Source organism: Shimia litoralis, from assembly GCF_005518135.1.
Classification (GTDB): Bacteria; Pseudomonadota; Alphaproteobacteria; order Rhodobacterales; family Rhodobacteraceae; genus Shimia_E; species Shimia_E litoralis.
Genome location: NZ_SULI01000013.1, coordinates 30,502 through 49,979, shown reverse-complemented (window position 1 = coordinate 49,979; position 19,478 = coordinate 30,502). Strand labels below are relative to the sequence as shown.

Annotated in this window: 12 protein-coding genes; 6 read left to right on the top strand and 6 right to left on the bottom strand. The window is 53.9% G+C overall.

Annotation, left to right across the window (positions count from 1 at the left end):
• The first annotated feature begins 69 nt into the window (after positions 1-69).
• The gene (locus FAP39_RS11485) at positions 70-3,672 is read left to right on the top strand and encodes a hydantoinase B/oxoprolinase family protein (RefSeq protein ID WP_138016547.1); all 3,603 of its coding nucleotides are present in this window, start codon (positions 70-72) and stop codon (positions 3,670-3,672) included.
• 80 nt (positions 3,673-3,752) lie between these two features.
• Here the strand turns inward: FAP39_RS11485 and FAP39_RS11480 are convergent, their stop codons facing one another.
• Both FAP39_RS11480 and FAP39_RS11475 read right to left on the bottom strand, forming a co-directional pair.
• On the bottom strand, positions 3,753-6,887 hold the full coding sequence (locus FAP39_RS11480; RefSeq protein ID WP_138016546.1) for an efflux RND transporter permease subunit: 3,135 nt from the start codon (positions 6,885-6,887) through the stop codon (positions 3,753-3,755).
• A 3-nt stretch (positions 6,888-6,890) separates the two neighbouring features.
• Positions 6,891-8,033, bottom strand: coding sequence for an efflux RND transporter periplasmic adaptor subunit (locus FAP39_RS11475; protein ID WP_138016545.1), 1,143 nt, complete (start codon positions 8,031-8,033; stop codon positions 6,891-6,893).
• 330 nt (positions 8,034-8,363) lie between these two features.
• On the opposite strand from FAP39_RS11475, the gene rimP reads away from it, so the two are divergent.
• From rimP to infB, 4 genes are read left to right on the top strand one after another with little or no spacing between them, the layout of a single operon-like run.
• Positions 8,364-8,936: a ribosome maturation factor RimP gene (gene rimP / locus FAP39_RS11470; protein ID WP_138016544.1), complete on the top strand. Its 573-nt coding sequence runs from the start codon at positions 8,364-8,366 to the stop codon at positions 8,934-8,936.
• The gene (gene nusA, locus FAP39_RS11465) at positions 8,937-10,559 is read left to right on the top strand and encodes a transcription termination factor NusA (protein WP_138016543.1); all 1,623 of its coding nucleotides are present in this window, start codon (positions 8,937-8,939) and stop codon (positions 10,557-10,559) included.
• A gap of 23 nt (positions 10,560-10,582) precedes the next feature.
• Positions 10,583-11,215, top strand: a complete 633-nt coding sequence (locus tag FAP39_RS11460) for an RNA-binding protein (protein ID WP_138016542.1) — start codon at positions 10,583-10,585, stop codon at positions 11,213-11,215.
• Positions 11,212-13,710: a translation initiation factor IF-2 gene (gene infB / locus FAP39_RS11455; protein WP_138016541.1), complete on the top strand. Its 2,499-nt coding sequence runs from the start codon at positions 11,212-11,214 to the stop codon at positions 13,708-13,710. Before FAP39_RS11460 ends, infB begins: the two co-directional genes overlap by 4 nt.
• Positions 13,711-13,810: 100 nt before the next feature.
• On the opposite strand, the gene FAP39_RS17895 is transcribed toward infB, so the two are convergent.
• The 4 genes from FAP39_RS17895 to FAP39_RS11440 all read right to left on the bottom strand — a co-directional run bounded on the left by FAP39_RS17895 (position 13,811) and on the right by FAP39_RS11440 (position 16,600).
• Positions 13,811-13,945 carry a hypothetical protein gene (locus FAP39_RS17895; RefSeq protein ID WP_281280253.1) on the bottom strand — a complete coding sequence of 45 codons (135 nt, stop codon included), beginning with the start codon at positions 13,943-13,945 and terminating at the stop codon, positions 13,811-13,813.
• A 156-nt stretch (positions 13,946-14,101) separates the two neighbouring features.
• Complete coding sequence (mutT, locus tag FAP39_RS11450; protein ID WP_138016540.1) at positions 14,102-14,503, bottom strand: 8-oxo-dGTP diphosphatase MutT; 402 nt, start codon at positions 14,501-14,503, stop codon at positions 14,102-14,104.
• Positions 14,500-15,729, bottom strand: coding sequence for a bifunctional glutamate N-acetyltransferase/amino-acid acetyltransferase ArgJ (argJ, locus tag FAP39_RS11445; protein WP_138016539.1), 1,230 nt, complete (start codon positions 15,727-15,729; stop codon positions 14,500-14,502). Before argJ ends, mutT begins: the two co-directional genes overlap by 4 nt.
• Before the next feature lie 4 nt (positions 15,730-15,733).
• Positions 15,734-16,600, bottom strand: coding sequence for a peptidylprolyl isomerase (locus tag FAP39_RS11440; protein ID WP_138016538.1), 867 nt, complete (start codon positions 16,598-16,600; stop codon positions 15,734-15,736).
• A 172-nt stretch (positions 16,601-16,772) separates the two neighbouring features.
• Here FAP39_RS11440 and secA point away from each other — a divergent pair, with 172 nt between their 5' ends.
• Positions 16,773-19,466 (top strand): preprotein translocase subunit SecA, encoded by a 2,694-nt coding sequence (secA, locus tag FAP39_RS11435; protein ID WP_138016537.1) that lies wholly within the window; start codon positions 16,773-16,775, stop codon positions 19,464-19,466.
• The last annotated feature ends 12 nt before the right edge of the window (positions 19,467-19,478 follow it).

Here is a 19,478-nt window from a genome sequence, read left to right as displayed (position 1 = left end):
TAAAGAATATCGACTGAACCTTTCGGGCGTTGCCCGGACAGAGGCAAACCAAGTGAAGGGCGCAAGTACATGTGGCAGTTTTGGATTGATCGTGGCGGGACATTCACCGACATCGTGGCACGCACACCGGACGGCGCGCTTCGCACGCACAAACTATTATCTGAGAACCCAGAGCAGTATCAGGATGCCGCCGTTCACGGCATTCGAGACATTCTGGGGGTGGGCGCGACTGGAGCAATCGAGCCGGGCACCATTGACGCCGTAAAAATGGGCACCACCGTTGCAACAAATGCTTTGCTGGAACGCAAAGGCGACCGCACGGCCCTGTTGATCACCAAAGGTTTTGGCGATCTTCTTAAGATTGGGTATCAGAACCGACCCAAGATTTTCGACCTGCATATTCAACTTCCTGATATGCTGTATGAGCAAGCCATCGAGGCTGATGAAAGACTTGATGCCACAGGACAGATACTGACACCGCTTGATGGTGAAGGTGTCAGAGCGGCACTTCAGGTTGCCTACGATACTGGCATTCGATCCGTCGCGATTGCGTTTATGCATTCTTACAAGAACGGAATTCACGAGCTTGAAGCAGCAGGCATAGCGCGTGAGATCGGATTTACCCAGATTTCAGTTAGTCACAATGTCAGCGCATTAATGAAATTGGTTGGTCGGGGCGACACCACGGTTGTCGATGCGTATCTGTCACCGATTTTGCGCCGCTATGTTGAGCAGGTGCGGGATGCCTTGGATGGCGGGGGACAAGACCAGAAGCAGCTGTTGTTCATGCAATCCAGTGGCGGCTTGACGGATGCGTCTCTGTTTCAGGGCAAAGATGCGATCCTCTCAGGACCCGCGGGTGGCGTCGTGGGTATGGTCAAGACCGCCGCGCAGGCAGGACATGATAAGTTAATCGGCTTTGATATGGGCGGGACATCCACAGATGTGTGCCATTTCGCCGGAAGCTATGAACGCAGTTTTGATACCGAAGTGGCCGGCGTGCGGATGCGCGCGCCAATGATGAATATCCACACGGTGGCGGCTGGCGGCGGGTCTATTTTGACCTTTCGGGACGGGCGTTACCAAGTCGGCCCAGAAAGTGCAGGAGCCAATCCGGGACCTGCGTGCTATCGACGTGGCGGACCGCTTACGGTTACGGATTGTAATGTTTTGCTCGGTAAACTTCAGCCACAGCATTTTCCGCATGTGTTTGGTCCAGATGCCAACGCCCCCTTGGATGTGGAGGTTGTCCGTCAAAAGTTTGCGAACCTTGCGCGCGAGATATCCGATGAAACTGGAGACCCTGTGCTGGCCGTCGAAGAGGTCGCAGAAGGTTTCTTGCGAATTGCTGTGGAAAACATGGCGCGGGCCATCAAGAAGATCTCGGTTCAGCGCGGGTATGATGTCACCAGCTATACCTTGAATTGCTTTGGTGGCGCGGGTGGTCAACACGCCTGTCTGGTGGCAGATGCGCTGGGCATGACCAAGGTATTCATCCACCCGTTTGCGGGTGTTTTGTCTGCCTATGGTATGGGGCTTGCTGAAATTAGGGCGCTGAGACAGGGCCAGTTTAACAAACCTCTTGCGGCTCAATCGACGGCAGAGGCGGCTGAAATGATGCTGCGGATGCAAAATGCGGCATCTGACGAAGTCATGGCGCAAGGCGCGGATGCGGTTGACCTATCGCTCGTTCAATTGGCGCATGTACGTTATGCAGGGTCGCATCAGGCGCTTGAGGTTCCGTTTGGTGCAGCGCTGGACATGCGTGCTGCGTTCGATGAATCGCATCGGGCAATCTATGGATTCGCCGATCCTGATCGCGAAGTTGTTTTTGAAGCAATCTCGGTTGAGGTGATCGGTCTTGCAGACACGGTGGCTCAAGACACCCTTGAGCACCAGAACACGGACCCAGTGCCGGTTGATCAGGTTGAGATCACGGCGGGTGGAGAAATGCAAACAGCACCGCTGTATTGGCGGGATGATCTACGACCCGGACAGTCCATTCAGGGGCCGGCAATCATTTCAGAAACAACCGGTACAGTGATTGTGGAACCCGAATGGGGTGCCGAGGTCGACCAGTTTGGCAATTTGATCTGTACACGCCTTGTCGCGCGCAGCTCTGTTGAATTGGTTAGCGCCCAAGCCGATCCTGTGATGCTCGAAGTCTTTAACAATCTCTTTATGTCTATTGCCGAGCAAATGGGCGCAACTTTGGCCAACACCGCATACTCTGTGAACATCAAAGAACGTCTCGACTTTTCTTGTGCGTTGTTTGATCCAGAGGGAGGTCTTGTTGCCAACGCACCGCATGTGCCTGTGCATTTGGGATCAATGGGCGAGTCTGTGCGCACGATCATCGACGGCAATAAGGATACCATGGTCGCTGGCGATGTCTTTATGTTGAATGCGCCATTCAATGGGGGGACGCACCTACCGGATGTGACGGTCATAACACCAGTGTTTGACGACATGGGAGAAGAGGTTCTGTTCTATGTCGGTTCACGCGGGCACCACGCCGATATTGGCGGGCGCACCCCGGGATCAGCGCCGCCTGACAGCACCCATATTGATGAAGAAGGCGTGTTGATTGATAACTTTAAGCTGGTCGATCAAGGTCGGTTCCTAGAGGCTGAAACGCGTGCGCTGCTTGGATCGGGCCCTTACCCATGTCGCAACATCGATGACAATATTGCAGATTTGGCCGCTCAGATAGCGGCGAATGAAACGGGCGCAAAGGAAGTGCGCAAAATGGTGTCGCAATTTGGCATTGGCGCTGTGCAAGCCTATATGGGGCACGTTCAGGACAATGCCGAAGAAAGCGTGCGCCGGGTTCTTGGGGCGCTGACCGATGGGCGCAATGTCTATCATCTGGATTCGGGGCAACAAATTCAGGTGGACATCAAGGTGGATCGGGGTGCGCGCAAGGCCACGATCGATTTCACGGGCACATCAGAACAGGATCGCGGGAATTACAACGCGCCGATCTCGATTTGTAAGGCGGTGGTGCTCTATGTGTTCCGCACGCTGGTTGGGTCGGATATCCCAATGAACGAGGGCTGCCTGAAACCACTGACCATCAAGGTTCCAGAAGGGTCCATGATTAATCCAAAGTATCCGGCGGCAGTTATCGCGGGAAATACCGAGGTCAGTCAGGCCATTGCCGATACGCTGTATGGTGCGCTGGGCGTTTTGGCGGGATCCCAAGGCACAATGAACAACCATATTTGGGGCAACGAAACGTTCCAAAACTATGAAACCATCTGTGGAGGAACCGGAGCCGGCCCCGACTTTGACGGGGCGGATGCGGTGCATTCCCATATGACAAACACGCTGATGACCGATCCCGAAATTCTGGAATGGCGCTTTCCGGTTCGGATTGACGAGTTTTCCATTCGCAAGGGGTCCGGTGGCGTCGGAAAACATACTGGCGGCGAGGGTATTCGGCGTAGGTTGCGGTTCTTGGAAAAAATGACCACCACGGTTTTGACCTCGCATCGTATCGTCCCGCCTCAAGGTGCCAATGGCGGTGGCCACGGCGGTTGCGGTCGGAACGCAGTAGAGCGCGCCAACGGAACGATTGTCGAAATGAAAGGCAATGACGCGTTGGATGTCGACATCAATGATGTGTTCATTATGGAAACCCCCGGCGGTGGAGGTTTTGGCAAGGCCTAACGTCGAGTGAGACAGTCATGATACAAAAGGCGCCGCACTCGGGAAGAGTGCGGCGCCTTTTTAGTCAAATATGTGGATCATTATTCAGCTTGGGGTGCTGCATCGTCTTGCTTGACGCCTTTGACCCATTCGCGGGACCGCTGCAGGATAACATACAACACCGGCACGATGATCACGCCGATCACTGTGGCCGCGAGCATACCGCCAAAGACGGCGATACCAATCGCCTTCTGGCTGGCCGCACCGGCTCCGCTTGCCATCAACAGTGGTACAACACCCAGCAAGAACGACAGCGCCGTCATCATCACAGCGCGGAATCTTTGGGTGGCGGCTTCGATGGCGGCGTCGCGAATGGACATACCGCTTGCGCGGCGTTCCATGGCGAACTCTACAATCAAAATCGCGTTTTTGGATGCCAGACCAATAAGCATGATCATCCCGATTTGGGTATATAGGTTCACATCCCCGCCCGACACCGACACAGCCGCCAGCGCCCCAAACAAGGCAACGGTTACAGACAGCAGGATACCTATGGGCATTGTCCAGCTTTCGTATTGTGCCACTAGGAACAAATACCCAAAGACGACGGCCATTACGAGGATCAGAACAACCAACCCGCCAGAGGCTTGTTGCTGTTGTGCGGTGCCGGTCCATTCAAACGAGTATCCGGGTGGAAGGGCTGTCGCGGCTTCTTCCTCGAGAATCCTGATGGCATCTCCGGTCGAAAGCCCCGGGGCAGGCACCGCGGTGACGGTTGCCGCACGGAACATGTTGTAGCGGTTCAATGCGACGGGACCGAGTTCTTTGCGCACGTTGATCAGCGTTCCCATCGGCACCATTTCGCCGGCTTGCGACCGTACGTAAAGGGTATCAAGATCCTCGACCTTATCGCGGTATTCACCGTCGGCCTGAATCATCACGCGATACACGCGGCCAAACAGGTTAAAGTCGTTCACATAATAGGACCCCATATAGGCCTGTAGTGTCTGGAACACGTCAGAAATTGCGACGTTGAGGGATTTGGCCTTTTCTCTATCCAGATCAATAAACACCTTGGGAACATTGGCGCGGAATGTAGAATATGACTGGCCAATTTCGGGCCGCTGATTGGCTGCGTACACCAAAGACCCGATGGCTGCGGACAGGTCTTGGGCGGAGCCGCCGCCTGTCTGCTGCACCTTCATTTCCACACCTGCGCTCATGCCCAGACCCGAAATAGGTGGGGGGTTGAACGCAATCACACTGGCGGCGATTTCCTGATTGGCCACACCCAGAATTTGGCTCAGAATGCCGTCTGCGCTGGTCTCTTCGGTGGTTCGAGTGTCCCATGGATCAAGGTTGGCGATGACCATGGCCCCATTGGAGCTGGATCCGCTAAGCATGCTATAGCCGTTGACCTGAACAGTAGACGCCACACCGGGGATTTCGAGAATTTTGTTGCTTACTCGTTCTGCGACAGCCTCGGTGCGCTCAAGGGATGCTGCGTCCGGCAATTGCACGTCGACAAACAAATAGCCATTGTCTTCCAAGGGAATAAACCCTGCGGGCAAGGCTTTGAGCAAGCCACCAGAGCCCAATATCATCGATGCCAAGATGGCCACGGCAAGCAACGGTACACGTACCAAACGGCGTACAATACCTACATATCCGCCACGTACGCCACCGATACCTTGTTCAAATTTCGCCAACATGCCTTTGGGTGGACCATCGCGCTTCTTCAAAATCAAACCGCACAGAGCAGGCGACAAAGTCAGAGCATTAATCGAAGAAATCACGACCGCGATCGAAATGGTGACGGCAAACTGTGAATACAGCCGCCCGGTAATACCTGGCATGAACGTGACCGGCACAAACACTGCAAGAAGTACAAGAGTTGTTGCGATAACTGGACCAGTGATCTGGCCCATGGCCTTGCGGGTTGCGTCGGCAGCACTCAGGCCTTCTTCGGCGATGATGCGCTCGACGTTTTCAACAACGACAATGGCGTCATCCACCACAATCCCGATTGCCAGAACCAAAGCAAACAGCGAGATCGTGTTCAGCGACATATCAAAGGCCAGCAGAAACGCAAATGTCCCGATCAGCGAGACCGGAATGGCCACAGCGGGAATGATTGTGGCTCGTACACTTCCAAGAAAGATGAACACCACTGCGATGACCAATACAAATGTCTGCATCAATGTGGACACCACGTCTTTGAGTGACTGGTTCACAAATTTGGTGGAATCAAATGGCACGTCATAGGCCACATCATCGGGAAAGACGCTCGCCAGACGGTTTAGTTCTGATTTTACACCATCGGCAACAGCCAGCGCGTTTGCGCCGGGTGCTTGGTAAATTGCGAGAACCGTGGCGGGTTGTCCGGAAAATCGACCCGATGCGTTATAATAGCTTGAGCCCAACTCGACTTTGGCGACATCGCGAATGCGCACGATGCTTCCCGCGTCTCCGGTGCGTAGCACGATGTTCTCGAATTCCTTCGCAGTGGTCAGGCGGCCTTTGGATTTGATGGTATATTGAAACTGTTGACCTGTGGGGATCGGAGGCGTGCCGATTTGTCCGGCAGAGACTTCTAGGTTTTGTTCGCGGATGGCCTGAATAATGTCCCCTGGAGTCAGGCCAAGCCCAGCCATGCGGTTCGGGTCCATCCACATCCGCATGGAGTAGGCATAGTCCGTCATGATGTCGGCGCTCCCGACCCCTTGGACGCGCGCAAGGGCGTCTTTTAGGTTGATCGAGGCGTAATTGGACAGAAAGACTTCGTCATAGGTTCCGTTGGGTGAAGACAAGGTCACCAACAGCAACATGTTGGTGGAAGATTTTTGCGTCACAACACCAGAGCTTGTGACCTCGGTCGGGAGTGAGGATGTGGCTTGGGCCACGCGGTTCTGCACATTCACCGATGCGATGTCGGGATCTGTGCCGACCTCGAATGTGACCGATAGGGAATAAGAGCCGTTGTCGGTGCTGTCAGATGACATGTAAATCATGTCATCGACGCCGTTGACTTGGGCCTCGATCGGCGCAGCAACCGAATTTTCGACGGTTTCGGAGTTGGCGCCGGTATAGGTGGCTTTGACGCTGACCACAGGCGGCGTGATTTCAGGAAACTGTTCCACCGGCAATACAAGAAAGCCGATAATGCCCATGATGGTTAATACCAAAGAGATCACAAAGGACATCTTTGGGCGTGAAATGAAGATTGAGGAAAACACGATCTATTGCTCCTCGCCACTGCCAGCCAAAATGGCATCAACCGCAACGCCGGGGCGAACACGTTGCAGACCTTCGACGATGACGGATTCGCCTTCGCGCAAACCATCTTCTACGACAACTGCGATTTCTACCTGACGGCCCAGCGTCACATAACGTTGCTCGACAGTTTGCTCTGATCCGACAACCAGAACAAAATCACCGCGCTGATCACGTTGCACGGCGGCTTGGGGAATCATCAAGGCCTCTCGGGGTTCTGTGTCTTCGATCCGGACCGTCAGGAACGAGCCATCCACGATCAAGCCCCGTGTATTGGCAAATTCGGCTCTCAGGGTGATTGTGCCGGTGGTTGGGTCTACTTGGTTGTCTACAAATGTGACATTGCCCGATTCTTCCAATTCCGTACCATTGGGCAGGATCACAAACACATCTGGGGCTTTTGGATTATTTGCCACTTCGCCGACATCCGCCTCGAAGCTCTCCATCACGGAAATGAGTTGTTTTTCAGTAAGCGAGAATTCTACATAGATAGGGGCCGTTCTGATCAGAGTGATCAAAGGTTCCGAAGAGGGGCCCACCAATTCGCCTACGCTGACTGACGTGCGCCCGACTCGGCCGTCGAAGGGTGCGTGAACCGTGGTGTATCCGACGTCTAGCTCTGCCAATTGAATGGCCGCAGCTGCGATTTGAAGCTGAGCCTGTGCAACCTGATTGTTCGCCAGTGCGATATCGCGGTCGGCCTCGGTCCCGGCTTGTCGGCGATACAACTCTTCTTTGCGCTCAAGTTCGACTTCGGACAGCTTCAGATTGGCTTCGGATTGGGCCATATCAGCCTTGCGCGCGGCCAAATTTGCCACATACGTGTCGGCCTCAATTCTAAAGAGTACATCGTCTTTTTTGACCTCGTCGCCGTCGTGCACGGTGATCTCTTCGACAAAGCCGCTGACGCGCGCTACGATGTTCACCTTATCAATGGCTTCACCGCGTCCGATAAACGTGACTTGATCGATCAACTCGTCGGTATAGGCGGCGGCGATGGATACTTTGGGGGCTGCAGGCGTGTCCTGAGCGCTGGACATCCCGCCAAGTGCTGCGAGGGCAGCGCCGAATGCGATTGTCTTGAGTGGCTTTTGGACTGAAATTCTCATGCCGACTACCTTACAAATAAATGTGTTTACGTCTGAGCCAGATCATTTTGACCCGCAGGGCAATATTGCGCGCCCCAAGTTTGAGTGTATTCAAGCACGTCCTGCTAGGTGGCACAATGCAAGACGATTCTGCATTCAGTGCTAAACGATAGAAATCAGGACCGTAGTTGCAGAAAGGGCAATTTGTGTCGATTGCTCAATGGTACTTGCAGACTCAGGTGTTCTTGCGTATATGGCTTTCAACAGCGGCGCGCAGGGGTCCAATCCTGACGTACCACCGGGAAAGATCGACGGGCCGCGGGCCCGTTTTTTTGTGCTTGGAAACACTATATGAGTGACATGATTGCCAAAGCTGCGATTGATCGCAAACTTGCTGACATTATCACCCCTGTCATCGAAGATATGGGGTTTGAATTGGTGCGTTTGCGTCTGATGGGCGGCAACACCCATACGCTTCAAATTATGGCGGAGCGCCCCGAGGGCGGTATCGAAGTAGATGAATGCGCCAAAATTTCAAACGCGATCAGCGCGATTTTGGATGTAGAAGATCCATTGATTGATTCTTATGTGCTTGAGGTCTCAAGCCCGGGAATTGATCGCCCACTGACACGTCTGAAAGATTTTGCGACATACGAAGGATATCAGGCCAAGCTTGAAACAAGCGAACTTGTTGGAGGGCGCAAGCGCTTCAAGGGTGTTTTGTCGGGTGTCGAAGACAACGAAGTGATGATCAACATCGAAGAAGGCACCGTGGGCCTTGAATTTGACTGGTTGGCAGACGCCAAGCTGGTTCTGACGGATGATTTGATCAAGGAAATGCTCCGCCAGCGCAAAGCCGCAGGCGACATCAACGAAAACGATTTTGACGAGATCGAGACCGAAGGGTCTGAGGAGGACAAGTAAATGGCAATTACCTCTGCAAACCAGCTTGAGCTGTTGCAAACCGCTGAGGCGGTCGCGCGCGAAAAGATGATCGACCCAGGCTTGGTTGTCGAAGCGATGGAAGAATCCTTGGCACGCGCTGCCAAGTCTCGGTATGGCGCCGAAATGGACATTCGCGTCGATATCGACCGCAAAACCGGTAAGGCAACGTTCACGCGTGTGCGGACTGTCGTCGAAGACGAAGAGTTGGAAAACTATCAGGCAGAGTTCACTGTAGAACAAGCCAAGCAATATATGGAAAACCCGTCGGTTGGGGACACTTTTGTCGAAGAAGTTCCGCCAGTTGAAATGGGCCGTATTGCCGCGCAATCTGCCAAGCAGGTGATCTTGCAAAAAGTTCGCGAAGCCGAGCGCGATCGCCAGTTCGAAGAATTCAAGGATCGTGCGGGCACAATCATCAATGGCGTGGTTAAACGCGAAGAATACGGCAACGTGATTGTTGATGTAGGACGCGGCGAAGGCATCTTGCGCCGTAACGAGAAAATCGGCCGCGAAAGCTATCGCCCGAATGATCGTATCCGGTGTTACATCAAAGATGTGCGCCGCGAGACACGTGGTCCGCAAATCTTCCTTAGCCGGACAGCGCCAGAATTCATGGCCGAGCTGTTCAAGATGGAAGTTCCCGAGATTTACGACAATATCATCGACATCAAAGCTGTGGCACGTGATCCCGGGTCTCGCGCCAAGATCGCTGTGATCTCTTATGATGGATCGATTGACCCTGTCGGGGCATGTGTCGGTATGCGCGGCAGCCGTGTTCAGGCGGTTGTTAATGAACTGCAAGGTGAAAAGATCGACATCATTCCTTGGAATGAGGATCAGCCAACATTCTTGGTCAATGCTTTGCAGCCTGCAGAAGTAACCAAAGTTGTTCTGGATGAAGAAGCTGGCAAAATCGAAGTTGTCGTCCCAGACGAACAGCTGTCGTTGGCAATTGGCCGCCGCGGTCAAAACGTGCGCTTGGCGTCTCAGCTGACCAATCTTGATATCGACATCATGACCGAGGCTGAAGAATCCGAGCGTCGTCAGAAAGAATTCGAAATTCGCACCAAGCTGTTCACCGAAACACTGGACGTGGATGAATTCTTTGCGCAGCTTTTGGTGTCCGAAGGATTTACCAATCTCGAAGAAGTCGCCTATGTTGAGCTTGACGAGCTTCTGGTGATCGATGGTGTTGACGAAAGCACAGCCGAAGAACTTCAGGCCCGTGCGCGCGATCACCTTGAAGCGCAAAACAAAGCAGCGATGGAAAATGCGCGCGCTTTGGGTGTCGAGGACAGCCTTGTCGAATTCGAAGGTCTGACACCTCAGATGATCGAGGCACTGGCCAAAGATGGTGTTCTGACGCTTGAAGATTTTGCGACCTGTGCTGACTGGGAGCTTGCCGGTGGTTGGACCACCGTGAACGGCGAGCGTTCAAAGGACGACGGTATTCTGGAACCCTTCGAGATGTCTCTCGAAGAGGCGCAAGATATGGTCATGACAGCCCGCATTATTCTGGGTTGGGTCGATCCTGCAGATTTGGAAGTCGCTGAAGAGGCATCTGAAGGCGACGAAGAAACAACCGAGGAGGCCGAGGCCTGATTTAGGGCCTCGGATACAGCCAGATGGGACGCGGTGGGCGAACCAAGGAACGGGCAGCAGGCCCAGATCGCAAGTGCATTGCCACGGGCGAAGTCCTGTCAACTGACGGGCTGATCCGCTTTGTGATCGGCCCTGATACCCAAATCGTACCGGATGTGCTTGGTAAGCTGCCGGGGCGAGGCATTTGGGTGGTCGCAGATCGTGACGCGCTGACAAAGGCCATGAAAAAGGGTCTTTTTGCGCGTGCGGCAAAACAACCTGTAACGGTGCCCGATACTTTGGTCGCCGAGGTCGAAACACAACTTGTGCGCCGCGTGGTGGATTTGATTAGCCTTGCGCGCAAGTCTGGCGAAGCCGTGACGGGCTATGAAAAGGTTAAAGACTGGCTCAGCAAAGAATATGCAGAGGTCTTGATTCAAGCTTCGGATGGATCTGGCCGAGGCAAAACGAAACTAAGCACGCCACATTACGGGCACTACATCGGTTGGTTGACCGCTGAAGAGCTTGGGCTGGCATTTGGGCGACAAACTGTGATTCATGGGGCGCTTGCGTCTGGTGGACTCACGCAACGTGTTGTACAGGAAGCCCAAAGGTTAAAAGGCGTACGTGAAATTGGGGCAGCAGGGGCTGCTCAGAAGGGTAAGACAGCTAGATGAGCGATAACGACGGTAAAAAGACATTGGGTCTGCGTGGAGCAGGAGCCCGTCCAGGCAATGTAAAGCAGAGCTTTAGCCATGGGCGGACCAAGAACGTCGTGGTGGAAACCAAACGCAAACGCGTTGTGGTGCCCAAACCAGGTGGCGCCAAAGCGGGTTCTGCTGGTGGGCGTGCGGGTGGAGACCCATCGCGTCGTCCTGCCGGAATTTCCGATGCAGAGATGGATCGCCGCCTAAAGGCCGTTCAAGCTGCGAAAGCACGCGAAGTTGAAGAAGCCGCTAAGCGGGTCGCTGACGAGAAAGCGCGCGAAGAAGAACGCACGCGCCGTCGCGCCGAAGCGGAAGCAAAAGAGCGTGAACAACGCGAAGCCGAAGAGCGCGCCAAGGCGAAAGCCGAGGAAGAAGAGCGTAAAAAGCGTGAGGCCGAAGAAACGGCTAAACGTGCGGCAGCCGCAGCAGCGGCACCTGCCCCAGCAGCAACGCCACGTTCCGAACAGCCGTCTGGCCGTCCGACTCCAAACAAACCGGCACCAGCCGCGACACCGCGCAAAGCGGATCGTGAACGGGCGCAGCGCAACAAAGGCCCCGTCGACAATCGCCGGTCTGGCAAGCTGACTTTGGGCCAAGCCACCGGAGGTGCCGGAAACCGTCACCGTTCGATGGCAGCCATGAAGCGTAAGCAAGAACGCGCACGTCAAAAAGCAATGGGTGGCACTGTTGAGCGCGAAAAGGTTGTGCGTGACGTTCAGTTGCCAGAAGCGATTGTTGTGTCAGAACTGGCGAACCGTATGGCCGAGCGGACAGCGGACATTGTCAAATCTCTCATGAACATGGGAATGATGGTGACGCAGAACCAAGCGATCGACGCTGACACTGCAGAGCTGATCATCGAAGAATTCGGCCACAAAGTGGTACGTGTTTCCGATGCAGACGTCGAAGATGTCATCAAAGAAGTAGTCGATGCTGACGAAGATCTGGTCTCGCGTCCGCCTGTAATTACAATCATGGGTCACGTTGACCACGGTAAGACGTCTTTGCTGGATGCCATTCGTGATGCCAAGGTTGTTGCTGGCGAAGCTGGCGGCATTACGCAGCACATCGGTGCGTATCAGGTGTCGACAGATGATGGCACCGTGTTGTCGTTCCTAGATACACCGGGTCACGCCGCGTTTACGTCAATGCGCTCACGTGGTGCTCAGGTGACGGATATTGTTGTTCTGGTTGTTGCTGCGGACGATTCGGTCATGCCGCAGACCATCGAGGCGATCAATCACGCCAAGGCTGCGCAAGTGCCTATGATCGTTGCGATCAACAAATGCGATAGACCTGCTGCGGATCCAAACAAGGTGCGTGCAGAATTGCTTCAACACGAGGTCATCGTGGAAGCCATGTCTGGTGAAGTGCAAGACGTCGAAGTGTCTGCAGTCACTGGCCAGGGTCTGGATCAGCTGCTCGAAGCAATCGCGCTACAGTCCGAAATTCTGGAACTCAAAGCCAATCCGGATCGTGCTGCGCAAGGCGCTGTCATCGAAGCTCAGCTTGATGTTGGCCGCGGCCCAGTTGCGACTGTCTTGGTGCAAACCGGTACATTGCGTCAGGGTGATATCTTTGTTGTGGGCGAGCAGTACGGTAAAGTACGTGCGTTGATTAACGACAAAGGCGAGCGCGTCAAAGAAGCAGGACCATCGGTTCCAGTCGAAGTTCTGGGCCTGAACGGCACGCCAGAAGCAGGCGACGTGCTGAACGTCACCGAAACCGAAGCACAGGCGCGTGAAATCGCTGAATATCGTGCTCATGCGGCGAAAGACAAACGCGCTGCAGCTGGTGCTGCGACCACGCTCGAACAGCTCATGGCGAAAGCCAAAGAAGACGAAGACGTCTCCGAGTTGCCAATTTTGGTCAAAGCTGACGTTCAAGGGTCGGCCGAGGCAATCGTTCAGGCGATGGAAAAAATCGGGAACAACGAAGTGCGCGTGCGCGTTCTGCACTATGGTGTTGGGGCGATCACGGAAACCGACGTTGGACTGGCAGAGGCTTCTGGTGCACCGATCATGGGCTTTAACGTGCGTGCAAACGCATCGGCTCGGAACACGGCGAACCAAAAAGGCGTCGAGATCCGGTATTATTCTGTGATTTATGATCTTGTGGATGATGTGAAGAAAGCGGCCTCGGGCCTACTATCTGCAGAAATCCGCGAGAACTTTATCGGATACGCCCAGATCAAGGATGTCTTTAAGGTATCTAACGTTGGTAAGGTCGCGGGTTGCTTGGTCACTGAGGGCGTTGCTCGCCGGTCTGCTGGTGTTCGCTTGCTGCGTGACAACGTTGTCATCCACGAAGGCAACCTTAAGACCTTGAAGCGTTTCAAAGATGAAGTCGGCGAAGTTCAATCTGGTCAAGAATGCGGTATGGCATTTGAAAACTATGACGATATTCGCGCCGGAGATGTGATCGAAATCTTCGAACGCGAAGAAGTGACACGTACACTCGACTAAGAAAATTTCACCTGCGTCAGTCGCGGCGCGGGTGCAAGACACCAAAAAAACAGGGGCTCCCAATCGGTAGCCCCTGTTTTCGTTTTCCGTGAGTAATACTCTAGGTATCAGATGAAATTGGTGTGCCTGTGTAAAGCATGTCACCCACGCGAACCGTGATTTTTCCATTTGGCAAAGCGCACTCAAACGTGCCCTGTACCGACACGCGCGTGCCCATCGTGATGGTTCTCAACATGTCAAATCCCCCCAAGTGAAGTGACGTTATCGAAAGGTTATATGAAGCGGCAGCTTTCACATAACCGTTACCTTAGGGTAAGATATTTGATGTGAGAAGTGTTTTTTCAGATGGCTAAGGTAGCTGGAAATCTTGGGGTAGACCTACGAGTGGTTTCTATAGCCAATCTCTCAGGATCGGGATCAGCGGAATGTCGGCGGGGGGCATGTCATAGTCCCGCAAGTTTTTCGGTCTGACCCAGCTCAGGGTTTGGCCTTCTCGGGCGACCGGCGTGCCTTGCCATTTCCGACATGCGAACAGGGGCATCAACAGGTGAAAATCATCATAGGAATGTGAGGCGAAGGTTAAAGGAGCCAGGCAGCTTGCCCATGTGTCAATGCCAAGCTCTTCCTGAAGCTCGCGGATCAAAGCCTGCTCAGGGGTTTCGCCGGCTTCTACTTTACCCCCAGGAAATTCCCAAAGGCCCGCCATAGACTTGCCTTGGGGGCGCTGCGCAAGCAGCACCCGCCCGTCAACATCAATCAACGCAACCGCTGAGACCAAGACAACTTTTTTCACGATCTATAGTCCGCGTTGATGGTGATATATCCGTGGGTCAAATCACAGGTCCAAACGGTTGCGCACCCGTCCGCAAGGCCCAAATCCACGTTGATCGCCAGTTCAGCCGATTTCATATAGTTTGCGCCATCGTCTTCTTGATAGTTCGGCGATACCCACCCGTTTTCGGCAACAAGCACATCGCCAAACCGGATCGTCAACAAGTCACGATCTGCTGCTGCACCGGATTTGCCAATCGCCATGACGACACGCCCCCAGTTGGGATCTTCTCCGGCAACGGCGGTCTTCACCAGTGGAGAATTGGCAATCGACATGGCATGCGTGCGTGCATCAGCGTCAGATGCAGCACCTGTCACGCAGACTTCGACGAACTTGGTGGCGCCTTCACCATCGCGTACGACCTGATGTGCAAGATCCAACATGACCTCTTGCAGGGCATCGCGAAATGGGCCGGTCTTGGTGTTAATTGAGACACCGCTGGCACCTGTTGCAGCAAGCAACAGCGTATCGGACGTGGATGTATCGCTGTCGACTGTGATGTTGTTAAACGTGAGGTCCGTCAGCTCGGACAGAATGGTTTGCAGTAACGGGCGCGCAATCTTGGCGTCGGTGAAAATATACACCAGCATTGTCGCCATGTCTGGCGCCACCATGCCCGATCCTTTGGCAATGCCGGAAATCCGCACTGGCTTACCATCGATCTGAATTTCAACGCCTGCCCCTTTGGCAAAGGTGTCCGTGGTGCGAATGCCATCCGCTGCGTCGTGCATGGCGGAGGTCGAGAGCATGTCGCGCAGATCGTCCACTTTGGCTGTAATACGTTCGTGCGGGAGCGGTTCGCCAATGACACCTGTCGATGACGAGAAGATGCGTGTGGCAGGCAAGCCCAAACTTGCCGCCACCGTTTCGGTGACGGCCTTTGTTGCGTCAACGCCGTTTTTGCCAGTGAACGCGTTCGCGTTGCCCGAGTTCACAATAATTGCCGCACCGACGTCGCTGTCGAGGGCGATTTTCTCCTGACAATCCAGCACCGGCGCGGAGCGCGTGGAAGACCGGGTGAACACGCCAGCCATTGTCGTACCCGGTGCGAGGCGCATCAATGTGACATCCTTGCGGTCTTGATATTTTACACCTGCGGAAATGGACGCAAATTCCGCACCAGCAATTTCCGGAAGATCAGGAAAACACGCAGGTGCCAAAGGAGATTTTTCAATTGTGTCGGCCATAAATTTAGTTCCCTTCAGAGACGGGTGAAAGCAGGTCAATATTTTTGATGATCGCGGGGTCCAGAGTTTGGGCGACGGCACTGTCAATGTCGGCTTTCTCTGTCAGGCTTGCGATATGTGCATCAATCGCGTTTTCCTGAATGACCGCTGTAAGCTCTTGGGTGACCTCCGCAAGGGCAGGGGCGGATTGAACTCGCGTGTCATTCAGAATGATCAAATGCCAACCGAATTGGGTTTGAACGGGCTCCGAGACATCCCCGATGGTCATGCCGGCCACAGCGCCTTCGAACTCAGGAACCATTTCACCTTTGCCAAACCATCCAAGGACACCGCCGGAGGCACCGGATGGGCCGGTAGATTTGGCCTTGGCCATTTCTGCAAAATCGGCACCGTTTTGAATGTCTTGGCGGATTGTGGCGGCCTCTTCTTCGGATTCTACAAGGATATGCGACGCGTTGTATTCTGGGGCGCCTGCAAAGTCGGCATATTTTTCGGCGTATGCCGCACTGAGTGCGTCTTCTGTGACCGCACCCTCAAGTGCATCTTGGATCACTTCACCGGCCACAAGTTGACGACGCTGGTTTTCCAATGCCACCTCAACCCGCAGTGGAAGATCTTTGGAATATGTTTGTGCGAGCAACGTTTGTTGGATGGCTTGATTGAGTACGGCATCAAACAACAGAGCGTCTTCGACTTGGTCGTATTGCGCCGGAAGTGTGCTGCGCACCATGATCAAATGGCCCAGAGTGATTTCCTCTCCGTTGACCACTGCGATCACATTTTCGGCGCTGACCTCTTCTTCTGCCACGGCGGGAGCAGCCAAGATAAGCGCAATTGCTGCGGACCGAAGAATTCTGAGGTGTTTTGACATCGTTTTGTCCTTGGTATGGGCCGCGTAGGTTGGCGGCGTTGACACTGTTACTGCCGCCCCTTACATCGCATTGAGGCGCAGGCAATTTGCCCGTTCCCCCGTTTGTATGAGCAGGGCGCGGCACGGGCAAGCAGATGCCGCGCATGATTGTGTCAATGAAGGACAAATACACATGCTGGGTATCGGTAAACTTGCCAAAAAGGTGTTCGGAACGCCGAACGACCGCAAGATCAAGGCAACCCGCACTATTGTTGACCAAATCAACGCTCTAGAGCCTGATTTTCAGAAACTTTCCGACGAAGAGATCATTGCCAAAACCGCCGAGTTTTCCGAGCGGGCAAAAGGTGGCGAAAACCTTGATACTCTTTTGCCGGAAGCATTTGCCAACTGCCGCGAAGCAGCGCATCGCGCACTTGGATTGCGGGCCTTTGATACACAGCTGATGGGCGGTATTTTCCTGCACGAAGGCAATATTTCGGAAATGAAAACCGGCGAGGGCAAGACCCTTGTGGCAACGTTTCCTGCATATTTGAATGCGCTGACGGGCAAGGGCGTTCATATTGTGACCGTCAACGATTATCTGGCCAAACGTGATGCCGAATGGATGTCGAATGTTTTCGGCGCATTGGGCATGACAACAGGCGCTGTATATCCTCAACAGGATGACGAAGAAAAACGCGCGGCCTATCGCTCGGACATCACTTATTCGACCAACAACGAATTGGGTTTTGATTATCTGCGCGACAATATGAAAAGTGATCTGCGCGATATGTATCAGCGCGATCATAACTTTGCGATTGTGGACGAGGTCGACTCGATCCTGATTGACGAAGCGCGAACTCCGCTGATTATCTCGGGCCCATCACAAGACCGTACTGAACTATACCAAGCCATTGATGTGCTGTTTCCCGAATTGGCAGATGATCACTACACGCTTGATGAAAAGACTCGTCAGATTTCGTTTACCGATGAGGGCAATGATTTCCTTGAGCAGCTTTTGCTGGAACGTGGCGTGTTGCCAGAAGGGCAGTCGCTGTATGATCCAGAAAGCACAACCATCGTTCACCATGTGAACCAAGGTTTGCGTGCGCATAAACTGTTCACCAAAGACAAAGATTACATCGTGCGGTCCGGCGAAGTGGTTTTGATCGATGAATTTACCGGTCGTATGATGTCAGGGCGTCGTTTGTCCGAGGGGCTGCATCAGGCGATTGAGGCCAAAGAAGGCTGTGACATTCAGCCAGAGAACGTGACGCTGGCGCAGGTGACGTTCCAGAACTACTTCCGTTTGTACAATAAACTGTCCGGCATGACCGGAACGGCGTCTACGGAAGCAGATGAGTTCGCCGAGATTTACGGACTGGGCGTGGTCGAAGTTCCGACAAACCGTCCGATTGCCCGTTTGGACGAAGATGATGCAGTGTACCGGACTGCGCGCGAGAAGTTTGAGGCGATCGTTGAGATCATCAAAGAATCCAGCGCAAAAGGCCAGCCAACGCTGGTTGGGACAACATCGATTGATAAGTCCGAGTTCCTCAGTGATTTGCTGAAAAAAGCAGGCGTAAAACACAACGTTCTGAACGCTCGCCAACACGAGCAAGAAGCGCAGATTGTTGCGGATGCTGGTAAATTTGGTGCGGTGACCATCGCCACAAACATGGCTGGCCGTGGTACGGATATTAAGCTGGGCGGCAATGTCGAATTCAAAGTGATGGAAGCCATCGCAGCGGACCCCGACACCCACCCAGATGAAGTGCGCGCGCGTATCGAATCCGAGCATGCTGCCGATGAACAAGCGGTCAAAGATGCTGGCGGGTTGTTTGTTTTGGCCACCGAGCGCCATGAAAGCCGTCGGATCGACAACCAGTTGCGTGGTCGTTCGGGGCGTCAGGGTGATCCGGGTCGTTCGTCGTTCTTCTTGTCACTCGAAGATGACTTGATGCGCATTTTCGGCTCGGAGCGGTTGGACAAGGTGTTGTCGACACTGGGCATGAAAGAAGGTGAAGCGATTGTGCACCCTTGGGTGAACAAATCCTTGGAGCGCGCACAGGCCAAGGTCGAAGGCCGCAACTTTGATATTCGTAAGCAATTGCTCAAATTTGACGATGTGATGAATGATCAGCGCAAAGTGATCTTTGGTCAGCGCCGTGAGATCATGGAAGCCGAAGACCTGTCCGAAATCGCACAGGATATGCGCCACGAAGTGATCGAGGAGCTGATCGAACAGTATATGCCGCCCAAAACATATGCTGATCAATGGGACACGCAAGGCCTGCACGAGGCCTGCGTTGAACAGTTGGGCATTGATGTACCAGTTGCCGATTGGGCGGCCGAAGAAGGTGTGGATGATGATGTCATCCAAGAACGTCTTGAGGGCGCGGCAGATGAGATGATGGCGCAAAAGGCGGCTAATTTTGGCCCTGAAGCCATGCGCATGGTCGAAAAGCAAGTTCTGCTTCAGACAATCGACACCAAGTGGCGCGAGCATCTTTTGACGCTGGAACATTTGCGGTCGGTTGTTGGATTCCGTGGATACGCCCAGCGTGATCCGTTGAATGAATACAAAACCGAATCCTTCCAGCTGTTTGAAAGTATGTTGGATGGTTTGCGCGAAGATGTGACCAAAACGCTGTCGCAAATTCGCCCGATGTCCGACGAAGAACAGCAACAACTGGCCCAAGAAATGGAAGCCCGTCGTGTGGCCGCTGCAGATTTTGCGGATCACAGTGCCGCGGTTCATCCCGGAGAAGCCAGCGAAGGCTTTGACGAAAATGATCCTGCAACTTGGGGAAATCCAGGGCGCAATGAAAGCTGCCCATGTGGGTCAGGAAAAAAATTCAAGCATTGTCACGGGCGTGTCGCCTGAAATTCCGTAACA